The sequence below is a fragment of the Actinopolyspora sabaoui genome, assembly GCF_051225635.1.
Taxonomy (GTDB): Bacteria; Actinomycetota; Actinomycetes; order Mycobacteriales; family Pseudonocardiaceae; genus Actinopolyspora.
Map to the genome: position 1 here is coordinate 352,985 of NZ_JBMIHH010000003.1, position 17,340 is coordinate 370,324.

At 68.1% G+C, this 17,340-nt stretch carries 17 protein-coding genes; 8 read left to right on the forward strand and 9 right to left on the reverse strand.

Annotated features, from left to right (window positions below; genetic code table 11):
• Nucleotides 1-2: 2 nt before the first annotated feature.
• From rbfA to rimP, 6 genes are all read right to left on the reverse strand, one after another.
• Complete coding sequence (gene rbfA / locus ACOQFL_RS06705; protein ID WP_435543209.1) at nucleotides 3-497, reverse strand: 30S ribosome-binding factor RbfA; 495 nt, start codon at nucleotides 495-497, stop codon at nucleotides 3-5.
• Nucleotides 498-646: 149 nt separating this feature from the next.
• Nucleotides 647-940, reverse strand: a complete 294-nt coding sequence (locus tag ACOQFL_RS06710; RefSeq protein WP_435543210.1) for a DUF503 domain-containing protein — start codon at nucleotides 938-940, stop codon at nucleotides 647-649.
• Between the two features lie 74 nt (nucleotides 941-1,014).
• A complete protein-coding gene (infB, locus tag ACOQFL_RS06715) occupies nucleotides 1,015-4,299 on the reverse strand; it encodes a translation initiation factor IF-2 (protein WP_435543211.1) in 3,285 nt (1,094 codons plus the stop codon).
• 80 nt (nucleotides 4,300-4,379) lie between these two features.
• Entirely contained in the window at nucleotides 4,380-4,643 is a 264-nt protein-coding gene (locus tag ACOQFL_RS06720) for a YlxR family protein (RefSeq protein ID WP_435543212.1), read from the reverse strand.
• A 149-nt stretch (nucleotides 4,644-4,792) separates the two neighbouring features.
• Entirely contained in the window at nucleotides 4,793-5,872 is a 1,080-nt protein-coding gene (nusA, locus tag ACOQFL_RS06725; protein ID WP_435543213.1) for a transcription termination factor NusA, read from the reverse strand.
• Entirely contained in the window at nucleotides 5,869-6,426 is a 558-nt protein-coding gene (rimP, locus tag ACOQFL_RS06730) for a ribosome maturation factor RimP (RefSeq protein WP_435543214.1), read from the reverse strand. Before rimP ends, nusA begins: the two co-directional genes overlap by 4 nt.
• Nucleotides 6,427-6,725: 299 nt before the next feature.
• On the opposite strand from rimP, the gene ACOQFL_RS06735 reads away from it, so the two are divergent.
• Together ACOQFL_RS06735 and ACOQFL_RS06740 are read left to right on the forward strand one after the other, a co-directional pair.
• Entirely contained in the window at nucleotides 6,726-7,181 is a 456-nt protein-coding gene (locus ACOQFL_RS06735; protein WP_435543215.1) for a hypothetical protein, read from the forward strand.
• Nucleotides 7,178-7,630, forward strand: coding sequence for a ferritin-like domain-containing protein (locus ACOQFL_RS06740; RefSeq protein WP_435543216.1), 453 nt, complete (start codon nucleotides 7,178-7,180; stop codon nucleotides 7,628-7,630). The genes ACOQFL_RS06735 and ACOQFL_RS06740 overlap by 4 nt, the downstream gene beginning before the upstream one ends.
• Nucleotides 7,631-7,738: 108 nt before the next feature.
• On the opposite strand, the gene ACOQFL_RS06745 is transcribed toward ACOQFL_RS06740, so the two are convergent.
• Nucleotides 7,739-8,305, reverse strand: coding sequence for a hypothetical protein (locus ACOQFL_RS06745; RefSeq protein WP_435543217.1), 567 nt, complete (start codon nucleotides 8,303-8,305; stop codon nucleotides 7,739-7,741).
• A 522-nt stretch (nucleotides 8,306-8,827) separates the two neighbouring features.
• Nucleotides 8,828-9,874 carry an aminotransferase class V-fold PLP-dependent enzyme gene (locus ACOQFL_RS06750; protein WP_435543218.1) on the reverse strand — a complete coding sequence of 349 codons (1,047 nt, stop codon included), beginning with the start codon at nucleotides 9,872-9,874 and terminating at the stop codon, nucleotides 8,828-8,830.
• Nucleotides 9,875-10,011: 137 nt separating this feature from the next.
• On the opposite strand from ACOQFL_RS06750, the gene ACOQFL_RS06755 reads away from it, so the two are divergent.
• Entirely contained in the window at nucleotides 10,012-10,422 is a 411-nt protein-coding gene (locus tag ACOQFL_RS06755; protein WP_092627287.1) for a YjbQ family protein, read from the forward strand.
• A 63-nt stretch (nucleotides 10,423-10,485) separates the two neighbouring features.
• The gene (locus tag ACOQFL_RS06760) at nucleotides 10,486-11,466 is read left to right on the forward strand and encodes a DUF8017 domain-containing protein (RefSeq protein ID WP_435543219.1); all 981 of its coding nucleotides are present in this window, start codon (nucleotides 10,486-10,488) and stop codon (nucleotides 11,464-11,466) included.
• A 176-nt stretch (nucleotides 11,467-11,642) separates the two neighbouring features.
• Here the strand turns inward: ACOQFL_RS06760 and ACOQFL_RS06765 are convergent, their stop codons facing one another.
• Nucleotides 11,643-13,391 (reverse strand): proline--tRNA ligase, encoded by a 1,749-nt coding sequence (locus tag ACOQFL_RS06765; protein WP_435543220.1) that lies wholly within the window; start codon nucleotides 13,389-13,391, stop codon nucleotides 11,643-11,645.
• A gap of 240 nt (nucleotides 13,392-13,631) precedes the next feature.
• Here ACOQFL_RS06765 and ACOQFL_RS06770 point away from each other — a divergent pair, with 240 nt between their 5' ends.
• The 4 genes from ACOQFL_RS06770 (at nucleotide 13,632) to cobM (ending at nucleotide 17,261) form a co-directional block, all read left to right on the forward strand.
• Nucleotides 13,632-13,904: a hypothetical protein gene (locus tag ACOQFL_RS06770; protein WP_435543221.1), complete on the forward strand. Its 273-nt coding sequence runs from the start codon at nucleotides 13,632-13,634 to the stop codon at nucleotides 13,902-13,904.
• A 178-nt stretch (nucleotides 13,905-14,082) separates the two neighbouring features.
• Entirely contained in the window at nucleotides 14,083-14,823 is a 741-nt protein-coding gene (gene yaaA / locus ACOQFL_RS06775; protein WP_435543222.1) for a peroxide stress protein YaaA, read from the forward strand.
• A gap of 453 nt (nucleotides 14,824-15,276) precedes the next feature.
• Nucleotides 15,277-16,521: a precorrin-6y C5,15-methyltransferase (decarboxylating) subunit CbiE gene (gene cbiE / locus ACOQFL_RS06780; RefSeq protein ID WP_435543223.1), complete on the forward strand. Its 1,245-nt coding sequence runs from the start codon at nucleotides 15,277-15,279 to the stop codon at nucleotides 16,519-16,521.
• The gene (gene cobM / locus ACOQFL_RS06785; RefSeq protein WP_435543374.1) at nucleotides 16,518-17,261 is read left to right on the forward strand and encodes a precorrin-4 C(11)-methyltransferase; all 744 of its coding nucleotides are present in this window, start codon (nucleotides 16,518-16,520) and stop codon (nucleotides 17,259-17,261) included. Before cbiE ends, cobM begins: the two co-directional genes overlap by 4 nt.
• The last annotated feature ends 79 nt before the right edge of the window (nucleotides 17,262-17,340 follow it).

Consider the following 17,340-nt stretch of genomic DNA (forward strand, 5'->3'; position numbering starts at 1 on the left):
GTTCAGTCCTGCCGACCACCGGAGTCCTGCTCGTCCTCCCCGGCGACAATGGCCGAACCGAGGTCCTCCTCGCTCTCCGCTTCGGAGGAACGATAAGGATCCGCGTCCCCAGCCGGAGTGGCGGACGAAGCAAGCCGCGCCACCTCGGCGTCGGCTTCCTTTGCCTGCGTGAGGACCTCGTCCAACCTACGCGCGTTACCGGGAAGCGAATCGGCCACGAAAGTCAGCGTCGGTGTGAACCGGACCCCGGTGTGCTGCCCGACACGGGACCGCAGCACGCCGGTGGCGCTGTGCAGCGCCGCCGCGGTGGCACTCTCGTCGGTGTCGTCACCGAAAACCGTGTAGTAAACAGTCGCGTCCCGCAGGTCGGCGGTGAGTCGCGCGTCGGTAATGGTCACCATGGCCAGCCTGGGGTCCTTGACCTCGTGCTCCAGCCCGGAAGCCACGATCTGCGCGATACGTTTGGCCAGCCTACGGGCGCGCGCAGAATCAGCCACGGCGCACCTCCTCTGTCGGTCGATCCCCCACGGGACGACCCCATAGTCGTGTTCGTCCGAGAACTCGCGAGGGCACTCACCGTGCCCGCGAGGGGGAACCCGTCACCCCTGACGGGTAGCAGAGCACATGCCGGCTCGCCGGAACAAACTCAATCCTGCGGGCCGAGCATGCGCTGCCGGGTCGAAAGCAGTTCCAGTTCGGGATGGCCGACGACCGCGCGCTCGCACGCCTCCAGAACCTCACGAACCTGCCCCGCCTCTCCGGAGACGGCCGAGACCCCTATGACCGCGCGGCGGTAGAGATCATTACCCCCCACCTCGGCGACCGCGACGTCGAAACGCCGCCGCAGCTCCGAGACCAGCGGTCGGACCACCGCACGTTTCTGCTTCAACGACTGAACGTCACCGAGCAGCACATCCAGTTCGAGCGCACCTACGTACATCGGCATTCCACACCGGCACGAGCCCCACGGCACGGTGGGGACCGAACGCTCGGTCCCCACCCGCCGATGAGGTCTCAGATGCGCGGCTTCTCCTGCATCTCGTAGGCCTCGATGATGTCGCTCTCCTTGATGTCCGAGTACGACCCCAAGGTCATACCGCACTCGAAGCCCTCGCGGACCTCGGTGGAGTCATCCTTGAACCGTTTGAGCGAGCTGATCGTGAGGTTCTCCGCCACGACCACGCTGTCCCGCAACAATCGGGCCTTGGAGTTACGCCGCACGATGCCGTTGAGCACCATGGAACCGGCGATGGTGCCGACCTTGGAGGACTTGAACACCTCGCGCACCTCGGCCCTGCCGAGCTGCACCTCTTCGTACTCGGGCTTGAGCATGCCCTTGAGGGCCTGCTCGATGTCCTCGATGGCGCGATAGATGACCGAGTAGTACCGGATCTCCACGCCCTCACGGTTGGCGACCTCGGCCGCCTTGCCTTCGGCTCGGACGTTGAACCCGAGAACGATGGTGTTCTCCGCGGTGGCGAGGTTGATGTCGCTCTCGTTGATGCCACCGACACCGCGGTGAATCACCCGCAGTTCGACCTCGTCCCCAACCTCGATCTTGTTCAGGGACTCCTCCAGCGCCTCGACGGTACCGGAGTTGTCACCCTTGATGATCAGGTTGAGCTGGTTGGTCTCCTGCAGGACCTTGTCCAGGTCCTCGAGGCTCACGCGCTTGCGCTTGGCGGCGTTCTGCGCCTCGCGGATCCTGGCGGCCCGCCGGTCGGCGATCTGCCTCGCCACCCGGTCCTCGTTGACCATGAGGAAGGTGTCACCGGCACCGGGGACCGAGGTGAACCCTACGACCTGGACCGGTTGCGACGGCTTGGCCTCGGTGACGTCCTGATCGTGCTCGTTGATCATCCGACGCACCCGGCCGTGCGCCCCGCCGGCCACGATCGAGTCCCCGATCCGCAGCGTGCCGCGCTGCACCAGGACGGAGGCCACCGGGCCACGGCCGCGGTCGAGATGTGCCTCGATCGCCACACCCTGGGCCTGCATGTTCGGGTTGGCCCGCAGGTCGAGGGTGGCGTCCGCCGTGAGCAGGATCGACTCGAGCAGTCCCTCGATGTTCTGGCCATGTTTCGCGGAGATCTCCACGAACATGGTCTCGCCGCCGTATTCCTCGGCGACCAGGCTGTACTCGGTGAGCTGCTGCTTGATCCGGTCCGGATCGGCGCCCGGAACATCGACCTTGTTGATCGCGACCACGATCGGCACGCTCGCCGCCTGGGCGTGGTTGATCGCCTCGACGGTCTGCGGCATCACGCCGTCGTCGGCGGCCACGACCAGCACAGCGATGTCGGTGGACTTCGCGCCCCGGGCACGCATGGCGGTGAACGCCTCGTGACCGGGTGTGTCGATGAAGGTGACCGGACGGTCCTGGCCAGCCAGCTCGGTCTGCACCTGGTAAGCACCGATGTGCTGGGTGATTCCGCCTGCCTCGCCCTCCTGGACGTTGGACTTGCGGATGGTGTCCAGCAACCTCGTCTTACCGTGATCGACGTGGCCCATCACGGTCACGACCGGCGGACGCGACATCAACTCGTCGCTGCTGCTGCCCGGATCACCGAAGCTGAGGTCGAAGGACTCGAGCAGTTCCCGGTCCTCGTCCTCGGGGCTGACCATCTCGATCTTGTAGTTCATCTCCTGGCCGAGCAGTTCGAGCACCTCGTCGGAGACGGACTGCGTGGCGGTGACCATCTCGCCGAGGTGGAACATCGCCTGCACCAGCGAAGCCGGGTTGGCGTTGATCTTCTCGGCGAAGTCGGTCAACGAGGCGCCCCGACGCAGCCGCAACGGCTCACCGTTACCGCGCGGCAGCCGCACCCCGCCGACCGAGGGCGCCTGCATGTTGTCCATGTACTCCTGGCGCTTCTGGCGCTTGGACTTGCGCCCGCGCCGGGAGGGACCGCCCGGCTTGCCGAAGGCACCGGCCGTGCCACCACGACCGCCGCCCGGGCCGCCCCCGGGACGTCCCCGGAAACCGCCGCCGCTGCCGCTACGGCCACCACCGGGACCGCCGCCGGGCCCGCCACCGCTCGGCGGACCACCACGGCCACCACCGGGACCACCGGGGCCACCACCGGCCGGAGCGTTGCCGCCACGGCCGCGACCACGGCCACCACCGGGGCCACCACGACCGCCGCCACCGGAACCGCTTCCGGCTCCACCACTGGGTTTGGGTGCCCGGGAGGGCATCATGCCCGGATTCGGACGCGGCGGCATCGTGCCGGGATTCGGCTTGGCAGCACCTTCACTGCGCTGGTTGCTCTTGGCCGCGGGGGTCTGCTGCTGGCCCTGTCCCGAGCCCTGCTGCTGACCGCCCTGCTTGTCCGGGCGCTGACCGCCACCCTGCTTGTCGGAACGCTGGCCGCCGCCCTGCTTCTCCGGACGCTGGCCGCCCTGGCCCTGACCCTGCTGGCCACCTCGACCGGACTGACGCTGGCCGCCGGAACCACCCTGGCCGCCCTGTTTTCCGCCGGAGCCACCACGTTGTCCCGGGGAACCACTGCCGACACCGAACGGATTGTTGCCGACCCGCGGCGAACGCGGTCCCGGCTTGGGAGCCTGCGGCTTGGGCGGCACTACGCTGCCGTCACTGCTTTCGCCGCCGGCCTGCTGCTGTTGGTTGTCGGAAGGACGCGGTCCGGGCTTGGGCACATTGCGCGGCCCGGGCTTGGGAACCTGGCGCTCGCTCTTCGCCGACCCGTCCTGACCGGAAGCGGCCCGGTCCTGCTTGTTCGACTTGTCGGCCGGCGCCTGCTGCGATCCGTTCCCCTGGCCCTTCGAGTCGGCTCCCTTGGCCTGTTCCTCTCGGGAACCGGTCTCGTCCCGGAACTCGGCAGCGGGCGGCCGGGAGCGTTGAGAGTCGGCACCGTCGCCGGACTGCTTCGCCCCGGACTGCTCCGAGTCGGCCTTGGCCGCGGGCTTCGCCTCGGGCGGGCCCGGTTTCGGACCGGGCTTGGGCCTCGGGCCGGGCTTGGGAACTCGTGAGGCCGTCTTCTCGGACTTGTCGGAACCGGAACGCGACGTGCCTTGTTCGGCCTGGTCCTTGGTGTCCTGCCCGTTCGTCTTGTTCTCGGACTTCGAATGCGTAGCGGTACTACCGTTGTCCGCTGCGGCCGCGGTGGACTTGTCCGCCTTGGTGAACGCGTCGCGCAACCTGCGTGCCACAGGTGCTTCCACCGTCGACGACGCGGACTTCACATACTCGCCTTGGTCGGCGAGTTTGTTGAGTACGTCCTTGCTTGTAACGCCGAGCTCCTTGGCGAGCTCGTGCACGCGGGCCTTACCTGCCACTGCTCTCCTCATCTGGTGAGGTCGGGCGGCAGACCCGCTCGACCTCGTCCTACTGCCGGTGCGCGTTCATGGCTTCAGCTTCACGGCTGATTCATGACGGGTCGACCTGCTTCCTTTAACTGCCTGGTACGGGAAAAACCCGTGTTGGCTTGCTCGTGAGCAACCTGCTCCACATAGGCCTGCACTGTTGTGCTGTCGAGTTGTCCTCGCACGCGCAACGCGCGTGGAAAAGCCCGCCGACGTTCGGCCGAACGTAGACACGCGGGATCGGGGTGCAACCACGCACCCCGTCCCGAAATCCTGCGCCCGGGATCGGGGACGGCCTCACGACCGTCCTCGGCCACTACCCGCAGCAGATCGGAAGCCCACGTCCGGGTGCGACAACCGATACACGTCCGGATCGGCTCGTGATTTCCACCACGGTTACCGGTCGATCGTGTACGAATTCTCGCTCCCCTCGCGCTGAGCCACCTGTGATTCTAACCCGTAGTTCTCACTCCGCCGAACCCACGGTCGGCAGATCATTCACCTGGGAGACGAACCCCTCCACACCCGGGGGTTCGGCGTCCGGATGCCCCGCGGTCGTGGCGGGCGAACTCGGATCGGCATCGCTGCGAATGTCGATGCGCCATCCAGTCAGCCGAGCCGCCAACCTGGCATTCTGGCCCTCCTTGCCGATCGCCAACGAGAGCTGGAAATCCGGCACGATTACCCGCGCCGTCTTCGCTCGTTCGTCGACGACCTCCACCGAGACTACCTTAGCGGGCGAAAGCGAGTTACCCACGAAAGTCGCCGGATCGTCGGAGTAATCGATGATGTCGATCTTCTCCTGACCGAGCTCGTTCATCACGTTGCGCACCCGGGCACCCATCGGACCGATACAGGCCCCCTTGGCGTTGACCCCCTCGACCGTCGAGCGTACGGCGATCTTGGAACGATGTCCGGCCTCCCTGGCCACCGAGGGGATCTCGACGGTCCCGTCGGCGATCTCGGGAACCTCCAGGGCGAACAGCCTGCGAACCAGGTTCGGATGGGTGCGCGAGAGGGTGATCTGCGTACCGTGCACCGTGCGGGAAACACCCACCACGTAGGACTTGATCCGGCTGCCGTGCTCGTAGCGTTCCCCCGGCACCTGCTCCGCCGCCGGAATGACGCCCTCGCTGTCACCGATCTCCACCACGATCATGCCGCGGGAGTTGGCCCTGGCGTCACGCTGGATGACTCCGCCCAGAACCTCCCCCTCCTTGGTGGAGAACTCCCCGAAGGTCTTCTCGTGCTCGGCGTCCCGCAGCCGTTGCAGGATCACCTGGCGCGCCGTGGTGGCAGCGATCCTGCCGAACCCTTCCGGCGTGTCGTCCCATTCCTCGGCGATTTCTCCCTCGGGCGTGAGACTGTGAGCAATCACACGCACCACGCCGGTCTTGCGGTCCACCTCGACCCTGGCGTGCGGTTGGTGCCCCTCGGTGTGGCGATAGGCCGTCAGCAGGGCTGACTCGATGGCCTGCAGGACCGTCTCGAATGGGATGTCCTTGTCGCGTTCGATCGCCCGCAGCGCGGCGATGTCGACGTTCACCTCGACTCCTCCGTGTCATTTCCGTCGCCGCCGTCGTCCGCGGCAACGTCCGCAGCCCGATCGAGCTTGACCAATTCCTCCGCCGGTGGCTGCTGGAACTCAACCTCGACCACCGCGCGCTCGATGTCACCGTAAATCAATCGACGAACACGACCATCGGCCAGAACCAGCACACTGTTCTCTGCCGCGGGGCCGACCCTACCGAGCAGCTCCTCGCCGCCGACCGTCCTGATCCTGGCAAGCCTGTTGCGAGCACGATGCCAGTGCCGCTGTTTGGTCAGTGGGCGATCGACACCGGGTGAGGTGACCTCGAGATTGTAGGGCCCCGCGAGCACGTGGTCGTGCTCATCGAGAACCTTGGACAGGGCTCTGCTGACATCGGCGATGTCATCGAGCTCCACCCCGTCGTCGGCATCTATGATCACTTTGACCAGCCGCCGGCGACCGGCTTGCTGCACGTCGAGTTCCTCGAGGTCGTATCCCACCTCCGCTACGGCCTGCGAAACGGTGGGCGTCAGGCGCGCGACTATCTCGTCCCGCGGCGGGCTGGACACGTTTGCACTCCAAAAAGTTCGCGGCGGCTGAAATTGTCCGGTGCAGGCGACGCCGGGTGATTTTGCTACGTGCCGACGTCACCCGCTTCGCGGGGCTGCGAAGCCCCACGGTCGTGACGCACCGACGGTGACCGTGGTATTCCAGGGTATCGCGTCCAACCGCTGCCGAGCGCGGCGTAGGGCGAACCGATAACGACACGATCACGGGACCACGGGCGACCGATCACCGCCACCGACTGGCAATATGTGTGACCGTGGATTTTCCTCCTCGGATCGGCCGCGACGCCTCCGTCGGAAACGTGGACCGACGCACCCTGCTGCGCCTTTCGGCGCTGGCCACGCTGTCACCGGTGCTGCTGAGCTGTTCCGGCTCCGCGGAACCGGAGACGGACCCGCTGATCAAGCTCGCCGAGAGGGCACGAGCCGACACGGAGCTGGCACGAGCCACGGCCGAAAGCCATCCCGACCTCGCCGAGAGCGCGCGGCTCGTCGCGAACGCACGCGAGGAGCACGCCGGGGAACTACGACGCGAGATCGATCGCTTGGCGGGTGGTGAATCCACGACGAGTACTGCCCCCACCGAGCGGCAGAACATCGCCTCGGGGCCGGAACAGGCCGCGGAACACCTGCGGACAGCGTTGCACGAGGCACAGCGTCAGGCGGCCCGAACCGTTCCCGAGCTGTCCGGCTACCGGGCGGGGCTCGCGGGGAGTGTCTCGGCAGGCTGCGCGGGTCTGCGGGAGGTCGTGGCATGAGTACGAGAGAACTCTCCGAAGCCAGTGAACAGGCAGCGCGGAAGGCGCTGCAGGCGGAGCACGCCGCGGTGTGGCTCTACGGGTTGGCAACGGCCTTTACCGAGGACTCGAAGGTGAGATCGGGTATCGACGAGGCCGCGACGACACATCGCGAGCATCGCGATCGCACTCGACGGTTGTTGCGCGCCGCGGGGGTCGCGCCGCCCTCGGCCGAACCGGCGTACCGTCCCCCGAAAACCGTCACCGACCAGAACTCGGCGCTGCGCGCGTTGCTCGCGGCCGAGCAGGACTGCTCCGTCGGATGGCTGGCGGTGCTGGAGCGCTCGGAGGAGCAGCAGCTGAGCGAGCTGGCGCTGACCTGCCTGACCGATGCCGCCACCAGGGCGACGCGGTGGCGGTCGCGGCTGGGGATCGAACCGAGCGCGCACGCCTTTCCCGGACGTGAGTGAGCCGAGCGAAGCCACTCCACCAAGCCCTCGAAACCAAGCGCGAGGTCGACACCGCTCCCGGGTATCCGCCGTCGCCGTCCACGGCACCGTGGCCGGGAGGCGAAGTCCTCAACCGGGATGATCGTCCTGGTAGTCGCCGAGTTTCAGAGCTTCGGTGGTGACGCTTTTGAGCCTGCCGTCATCGCTGTCACTGCGCCCGAAGTAGGAGGACTCACCGATGACGACCAGGCGTTGCCGCTGCGTCGAGTCGTACCCGTAGTCGTGGGACAGGCTCGGATACTTCTCCGGCAGGTCGCGTCCCGCCGTGACGAGATCCTCGATGTTGCCGGTGGCGTTTCGGGTGGCCATGCGCTCCAGCTGCTCGGCGCTCTCCGCGTCGGGCATGCGCACGGTAACCACCGACGTCAGCACCCTCTCCCCGTTGTCCAGCTGTGTGGTGTACAGCGCACGGGTGAGGTGTTCGCAGGGGTGGTCGGCGAAGAACTCCGAGATCTTGCCAGTCGAGTGCTCCGCGCAGTTGGCGGGCTTGTCGCTGAGCCTGCTTTCGAAGTCGTAGGCGGTCCGGGGTTTCCCGGCGTCCTGGGTGGAGTCCTCGGAGGTGTTCGGGGGCGCACTCGGTTTGAGCATCACCCACAGCAGCCCGGATACCACCGAGACCGCGCAGAGCAGCAGCACTCGTTTGGCCCATCCCAGCGGGGTGATCCCGGCGCCGCCACCTCCGGAACCGGATGAACCGTCTGCGGGAGCGCTGTTCGACGCGGCGGCGCCGAAACCTGGGGCCCCGGGATTTCCCCACGGCGGGTCGGACGGCGGGGAGACCTGGCCCGCCCCCGGTCCAGCTCCTGGCGGGACCGGACCTTGGGGCTGCCCTCCAGGGGGATGTCCCCCCTGGGAATGCTGCGGGTGCGAATGGTGAGACCGGGCGTTCTGCGGCTGCCCGTGGTTGGCCCGCTCGGGCGGGGGAAACGTCGGTCGGGTGCGCTCCTCGCCGGACCCCTCCGAACGAGCCTCCCCGTTCCACCCCGGCGTTGCTCGGTCGGGTGACCCCCCGTGGCCGCCGCGGACAGCATTGAGTGGCGCGGTGTCCCCGCGCTCGAAGTTTTGCTGCGACCCCGTCATCTGTTCGGGTGCACCGTGGTGATCCGACACGGGCACCTACCGTAGCGGGTAACGATCGGGCAGAGAACAGCACATCAACTACGCGGGGAAAGCGGAGTCCGATCGGAGTGCTTCCAGGAGTGATCGAACGTCCTCCGCCGTGTTGTAGACGTGAAAGGCCACCCGGATCCTGCCGTCCCGCTCGGAGAACCGAACACCTGCGTCCCGCAGTCGTGGCAACGCTTCGGATGCCTCGAAGGAGACTATGGGCGAATCCGGTTCGGCCAGTCCCAGCTCCGAACACAACGACCCGGCCAGCCCGAGGCAGTGCTCGCGAACCGCGGCCCTGTCCAGTCCGACCAACCAGCGCAGCGAGGCCGCCGCTCCCAGCTGTGCGAACCAGTCCGGCGAGGAGTCCAGCGAACGCGCGTCACTCGCCAGCCGCAGCGGCAGACCGTAGATGCTCTGCCACGGGTCCTCCCCCGCGTACCAGTTCGCGCCGTGCGGACGTGGCCACGGTGTTCCCGTGCCGACTGCCAGCCAGGCCGCACCGCGCGGCGTGAGCAGCCATTTGTAGCCGCATCCCACGACCCAGTCAGCCCAGTCCAGCTCCAACGGCATCCAGCCCGCCGCCTGAGTCACGTCGAGCAGCACCCGAACACCGTGTCGCTCGGCGAGCGCGCGTAGTCGGTCGGTGTCCATCACCGCGCCGTCGGCGGACTGCACCACGCTGACCGCGACCACGTCGTGCTCCGGCAGGGAGTCGAACAACCGGTCCGGGTCCACCTCGACCACCCGCACGCCACGGTCGTGTTGGGCGGCGAACGGAAACACCACGCTCGTGAACTCACGCCGGACCACCAGTACGCTGCTGTTGTCGGGCACACTCGCCGCCACCGAACCGACCAGTTGTCCCACCGAACCGCCGGTGGCCACCCGTCCAGGGGCGACGCCCACCAGTCGAGCGAAGTCCCGCCGGGCCGAAGCCACGAACTCGTCGAATTCGGGGGCGGCGAGTCGACCGGCCCGCCATCTGTCGATCACCGCGGACACGGCGTCGGCCGCGAAGACGGGCGGAACTCCGATGCTCGCGGTGTTGAGATAACCGGTCGGGACCTCGAAGCTCGCACCGAACGACTCACGCATGTCGAAACGATACTGCGACGGGTACCGACGACGATCGCATCGTGGACCTTGCGACTCTCCGGACTCGGCGCACGGCGCCGGAACATCGCTCCGGCGCCATCCGACCGGAACGCCACGCGAGTCCTAGACTGTCGGACATGCACAGCGAAGAGGTCGAGATACGCACCGGTGGTCGCGAAGTGGTGCGCGATCTCAACACAGAGTGCGAGAAGTTCCTGCGCGGGGCCGAAGGTGACGAGGGTCTGCTGCACCTGTGGGTCCCCCACGCCACCGCGGGGATCGCGGTCATCGAAACCGGGGCGGGCAGCGACGACGACCTGCTCGCCGCACTGCGCGAGCTGCTCCCGGCGGACGACCGTTGGCGACATCGACACGGCTCGTACGGCCACGGACGTGACCACGTGCTTCCCGCCTTCGTGGCGCCTTTCGTCTCGGTACCGGTGCTCGGGGGGCGCATGGCGCTGGGAACGTGGCAGTCGGTGTGCCTGGTGGACACCAACACCGACAACCCGACGCGTCGGATCCGGATGAGTTTCCTCCGAGGCTGAACCGAGCGGTCCCCGCTGCGGTGGCGGACCGTCCCGGGGCCCGGGAGCGGTAATCTTCCCGGTGTGACGCAACCACCCGGTGGGCCGTACGACAACACGTCCGGCCAATCAGGATTCGGCCCGCGAGGCGGACAGCAGTATCCACAGTGGCCGCCCCATTCCGGTGGTTCCCCCGGGGGGTGGTCGGCGGATTCCGGCTCCAGTCCGTACGGCTGGCACTCCGATTCCAACCACTCGGGGATGCCCCGGGAGTCCGTCTACCGTGGTTTCGGCACGTTCGACGAACCCGCTCGTGGCGGGAGTCGCCGGGGCACTCGATGGCGGGTGATTACCGGACTCGCGCTCGCCGTCCTGTTGTTGGCGAGTGCGATCACCATCAGCATCTACTACGGCACCGCCTCCTCACCGTCCGGCGGTAACGTCGCGGCGGGCGAGGAGAGCGCATCGGCGACGAACTGGATCCCGCCACCGGCTCCGGAAGCGGAGATCGAGGGTTGGCAGGTGGCCTACAACAGGCGGATCCAGCTCGCTTACGACGTGCCGCCGGACTGGAACGTGTACCCCTCGGACGAGCAGTACTCGATTCCCGAGTTCGGCGAGCTGACCTTCCGCGGGCTCGTGGACGGCCCCTCCTACCGGTGCGACGGAACCCCACTGGTGGGAGGGCGCGTGGTGAGCACGCGGCTCAGCACCGGAAAGACGATGCCCGAAGCCGCCACGGCCCTACTCAATACGGCCAAGAAGAACTTCTATACCACCAACGGAGTAGCGCAGCACGTCTCGATCGAAACGGGTGAACCGCGCGAGACCACGGTGGAGGGGTTCGAGGCGGTCCGGCTGTCCGGGACGGTCACGCTGCACGGCGAGGGGGCCCGATGCGTGCCCACGCAGGCCACGATGGCGGCACTGGTGATAAAGGCCAGGGACGACTACGTCGTGCTGGTGGCGAGCGCGGACAGCGAGCGTCCCGCCTCGTCGCCGAGCGCCCCGGGCGAACGGCTCGTGCCGCGGATCATCGACACGGCACGGCCGGTACGCCGCTGACCGAGCGGGGACTCCGCGACAGCGTTCAGGCAGCCCCCAGCACTCACGCGGGGGGCTGCTCACCGCCCGCGCGGCCGGTGAGCAGCACGGGACCGCCCCACCGGGTTTCCCCGGTGGAGCGGCAGGCGGTAGGTTCCGCCGAGCACCCGCTCTCCCGACGGCACAAGCCATCCCGCTCAGCCGCGCAGCAGCCCGACCAGATGCCCCACGATCCGGTCCGCGGCGATCTCGGTGCGCTCACCGCTCGCGCGGTCCTTCACCTCGACCACGCCGTTGGCCAGCCCCTTGCCGACCACGAGGATCGTCGGAACACCGACCAGCTCGGCGTCGGCGAACTTGACCCCCGGTGAGGCGTTCCGATCGTCGAGAATCACACCGATGCCCGCGCTGTCCAGTTCCGCGGAGATCCGTTCCGCCTCGGTGGCCAGGTTCTCGTCCTTGCCCGCGATCACCACGTGCACGTCGGCGGGTGCGACCTCCCTCGGCCACACCAGGCCGAGCTCGTCGTTGTGCTGCTCGGCGATGGCCGCGACCAGTCGGGAGACCCCGACACCGTAGGAGCCCATGGTGACCCGCTTCGGTTTGCCGTCCTGCCCGAGCGCGTCCAGCGAGATGGCGTCGGTGTACTTGCGGCCCAGCTGGAAGATGTGCCCGATCTCGATACCGCGGGCGGAGCGCAGTACGCCGCGTCCGTCCGGCGAGGGGTCCCCTTCCCGGACCTCGGCCGCCTCGATCGTTCCGTCCGGGGTGAAGTCGCGGCCACAGACCAGGTCGACCACGTGGTGATCGGGCTTGTCGGCGCCGGTTGTCCAGGCGGTGCCCCGGACCACCCGGGGATCGACGAGGTAGCGCACCCCGTTGTCACGCAGCGCCAACGGACCGACGTATCCCTTGACCAGGAACGGGTTGGCCTCGAAATCGGCGTCGTCGAGCAGGGCCACCTCGAGGGGCTCCAGGGCGGCCTCCAGCCGCTTCATGTCGACCTCACGGTCACCGGGCACGCCAACCGCGAGCAGTTCCCACTCCTCGGTTCCGGGAGCCCGGGTCTTCACCAGCACGTTCTTGAGCGTGTCCGCGGCGGTGAAGGCGCGTTGCTCGCTCTCGGAGTCGAGGAACTCCACCAGGGTCTCGATGGTCGGGGTGTCCGGGGTGTGGTGAATCTCGGCGGGGGGATGGTCCTCGATCCTCCCCTCGGTGGGCGCGGGTGTCGTGACGGCTTCGACGTTGGCCGCGTAATCGGACTCACTGCTGCGTACGAAGGTGTCCTCGCCCGTGGCGCACTCCGCCAGGAACTCCTCGGAGGCCGAGCCCCCCATGGCACCGGAGGTCGCCGAGACCACGGTGTAGTCGAGTTCGAGCCGGTCGAACAGCCGTACGTAGGCCTGCCGGTGGAGCTGGTAGGACCGCAGGAGTTGTTCGTCGTCGAGATCGAAGGAGTAGGAGTCCTTCATCACGAACTCCCTGCCGCGAAGAATTCCCGCGCGGGGGCGTTCCTCGTCGCGGTACTTCGTCTGGATCTGGTAGAGGATGACGGGGAAGTCGCGGTAGGAGTTGTACTCCCCCTTGACCGTCTGCGCGAACAGTTCCTCGTGGGTGGGCCCGAGCAGGTAGTCGCCGTTCTTCCGGTCCTTGAGCCGGAACATGTTCGGGCCGTACTCCGTCCAGCGACCGGTGGCCTCGTAGGGTTCCTTCGGCAACAGTGCGGGCAGGTGGATCTCCTGGGCACCGATGGCGTCCATTTCCTCACGTACCGCCCGCTCGATGTTGCGCAGCACCCGCAACCCCAACGGCAGCCAGGAATAGATGCCCGGCGCCACCCGACGTACGTATCCGGCGCGCACGAGCAGGCGGTGACTCGGCACCTCCGCCTCGGCCGGATCCTCCCGCAGGGTACGCAGGAACAACGTGGACATCCTCGTGATCACGGCTGCGCGCTCCTTTACGCCCGGCGTTCTCCTCGCGTGTTACGGGGCAGCGTAGCTGCCGGGACCACGGTCAGTGGCGAGTCCCCTCCCGGAAGGGAACTCCCGCGCGGAAGGTTCCGGAGCGCGGGACACGGGTCCCACGATCGGAGCACAGTAGCGGATCTCCCCACGCTCGGTACGCGTGGTTGTGGCTCAATTGTTCCGCACTTCGAGCGAACCGAGCACACGATGGGAGCTGTGATGAGCTCGGAAGACAGCGAGGGCCCCCTGTTCTGGCATCCGGCACGGAAGCTGGACGGAATGCGCCACGCGCTCCGGCAGGGACGTCCGCCGTGGGGCTGGTCGAAGGTCCGGACGCTGTGCGGGACGCTGCTGGACCCCGCTCCGGTGAGTTCCACGGAGTGGTTGCTGTATCCGACCTGTCGAGCGTGCTGGGACAGTCTGGTTCGTCGACAGGTGCCGGACTTTCCCTGCGTGACCCACGAGGAGGATCAGCCGCCCGAGGAGCGCTGAGGGTGCCCGGCACGAGCCGCGCCGGGCGGTTGCCGGCTCGGCTCCGGGTCGTGGCGAACACCGAGCGGGCCGGGTGGCAGCTGGCGTGGCACTACTAGGCTGCGGTGGATCCCACGCGGCCCGGTTCCTCCGGGGCCCTCTGAACCCCAGGCTCACACGGAAAGGATCCAGAGTTCACGTGTTGGTGTTGCTTCCCCCGTCCGAAACCAAGTCGAACGGTGGTGACGGAGCGCCGCTGCGGCTCGAATCACTCTCGTTCGGGGAGCTCAACCCGGTGCGGGAGCGGCTGGCCGACGCCGTGACCGAACTGGCGTCGGACCCCGATACCAGCCTGCTGGCTCTCGGCCTGTCCGAACGAATGGCGGGCGAGGTCACGCGCAACGCCACGCTGTGGAACTCTCCGACCGCACCGGCGCTGGAGCGTTACACCGGCGTGCTCTACGACGCGCTGGAAGTCGGTTCGATGTCGGCGGTCGAGCGGTCTCGTGCCGACAACCGGTTGGCTGTCGCCTCGGCGCTGTTCGGCATGGTCCGAGGTGGGGACCGGATACCCGGTTACCGGCTCTCGGCGAACTCGGCCCTGCCCGGCCTCGAACCACTGCGCACCGTGTGGCGGCCCGCGCTGGAGCCGGTGCTGGCCGCCGAGCGGGCACCGGTGGTGGACCTGCGTTCCGGGGCCTACGCCGCGCTGGCGAGAACGCGCGGTGCTGTGGAGGTAAGCGTGGTCACCGAGCTCGCGGACGGTTCACGCAAAACCGTGAGCCATCACAACAAGGCCCACAAGGGACGGTTGGCGCGCGCACTGGCGTGTGCCGAGGAAGAGCCCGGCGATCTCGACTCGATAGCCGTGGTGGCGGAAAAGGCCGGGCTCAGGGTGGAGCGGGCCGGTGAACGGGCACTGCGCGTGATCGTGGCCTGACGGAGCCGTGCTGCTCACCGGCAGCGTCGCCACCCCCGCGGTGGGCTAGAATCACCCCGTCGCGTTCGACGGGTGGCAGCACGGTGTGTTCGGTCGCCCACTCGGTCGAGAAGCGAGGCGCAGCGCCGCGCGGAGCCCGGCAGGAGTCGCCCACGCCGTCCGGAACATCCCGGCCACCGGTGGTCAACACCCACCGGCAACGCCGCACCGGGCTGCTCCGCCCGCACGCACCCGGCCGATCCCGCCGGTCCCGGAACTGCCCGCGGCGGTGAACCGTGTTCCGCGACACAACCCCCGGAGAAGGAGAACCGCGAACGTGTCCGAGTATTTCTTCCGCGATGGGTGGCACCACCCGCGACCCGGCACGGGCGTGAAGTCCGGCACGGCTTCGGAAGACGTGGTAACAGGAGTCGTTGTGAGCCGGGTGACCACGGCCGAGGCACCGGGATCGTCATGAACGAGGTGCGTACGGAGTTGCCCGAGCGAGTGCGGGTGGTGGGGATCGGCGCCGACGGTTGGTCGGGGCTGTCCCCGAGCGCCAGGCAAGCGATCACCGAGGCCGATGTGCTGCTGGGCAGCCGTCGACAGCTCGATCTGGTACCGGAGCCGAGTGGTCGTCGGATCGTCTGGCCCTCACCGCTGCTGCCCGCGCTGCCCGGCTTGTTCGTCGAGCACGCGGACAGCGCCGTCTGCGTGTTGGCGAGCGGGGACCCCATGTTCCACGGGATCGGTGCGACCCTGGCCAGGGTGTTGGGGCCGGAGCGGCTGGACGTGACACCGCACCCTTCGTCGGTGTCACTGGCGTGTTCCCGGTTGGGATGGCCGCTGCAGGAGACCAAGGTGGTCAGCCTGGTCGGCAGAGCGGTGGAGAACGTTCTGGCGGCGCTCGATCCGGGCGCACGCCTCCTGGTGCTGGGCTCGGACGGGACCACGCCGGGGAAGGTTGCCGAGTTGCTCACCGAGCACGGCTTCGGTGCCAGTGAACTGACGGTGCTGCAGAATCTGGGAGCCGCGCACGAGCGGCACCGCACCACGACCGCAACCGAACTGCGGGAGAACACCGAACCGCTGCACGTACTCGCGGTGCGCTGTCGTACCGACGAGGAAGCACAGCCCAGGTTCGAGCGCTTCCGAACAGCAGGCGCGCCGGGACTGCCGGACGAGGCGTTCGAGCACGACGGGCAGCTGACCAAGCGGGATGTGCGGGTGACCACGCTGGCTCGGCTGGCTCCGTTTCCCGGTGGCCTGCTGTGGGATGTCGGGGCGGGCGCCGGAAGCGTGGCCGTCGAGTGGATGCGTGCCGCTCCGTCCTGTCGGGCGATCGCGATCGAACGAGGCCCCGAGCGTGCCGAACGAGTCGTGCGCAACGCCGCCCGACTCGGGGTTCCCGAGCTGAACGTCGTTCGGGGAGCCGCTCCGGAAGCACTACGGGAGCTGGAACGACCGGACGCGGTGTTCGTCGGCGGCGGGGTGACCGCGCCCGACGTGTTACGGACCTGTATGGAGGCGTTGGCCCCCGGGGGACGACTGGTGGTCAACGCCGTCACGATGGAATCGGAGACGATAGTGTCCGACTGGTACAGCAGGCTGGGCGGCGAATTGGTGCGCATCGGCATCGAACAGGCCGCGCCGATCGGCGGATTCACCGCTTGGCGTCCCGCCATGCGGGTGACGCAGTGGGCGGTGACGAAGCGATGACGGTTCACTTCATCGGTGCCGGCCCCGGTGCGGCCGATCTGATCACTGTTCGGGGCCGGGACACCCTCGCGAACAGCCCGGTGTGTCTGTACGCGGGCAGTCTGGTCCCTCGGGAACTTCTGGAACAGTGCCCGGCGGAGGCCCGACTCGTCGATACCGCCAGGATGACGCTCGACGGAATAGTCGACGAGATGCTGGCGGCCCACCGTCGGGGGCAGGATGTGGCACGGCTGCACTCCGGGGATCCGGCGGTGTTCAGCGCCGTGGCCGAACAGATGCGCAGGCTCGACGCGCACGGTGTGAACTACGAGATCGTTCCGGGGGTGCCCGCGTTCAGCGCGGCCGCGGCGGCGCTGAACCGGGAGCTCACCGTTCCCGGGGTCGGTCAGACCGTGTTGCTCACCAGGATCGCTGCCCGAGCTACCCCGATGCCGGAGGGCGAGGATCTCGAAACGCTGGGCAACAGCGGGGCGACGATGGTGCTGCACCTGGCGGTCAACCGTGTCGAGGAACTCGTGGAGCGGTTGGTGCCGAACTACGGGCACGAATGCCCTGTCGCCGTGGTCGCCGGTGCGAGCAGGGAGGACGAGGTCGTGCTGCGCGGCACGCTGGCCGACATATCCGACCAGGTGAGGCAGGCGGGGATCGAGCGTACCGCCGTGATCGTCGTGGGCGAGGTGCTCACGGCGGGCGAGTTCCCGGACAGCCACCTCTACTCGGCGAACCGTTGTCGCGCGTGATCACTCCTTCGGGAGACTGACGGTCTCACCCGGGGCCGGGCGTCAATTTCTCGCGAAATCGCCGAGCCCCGGAGACCGA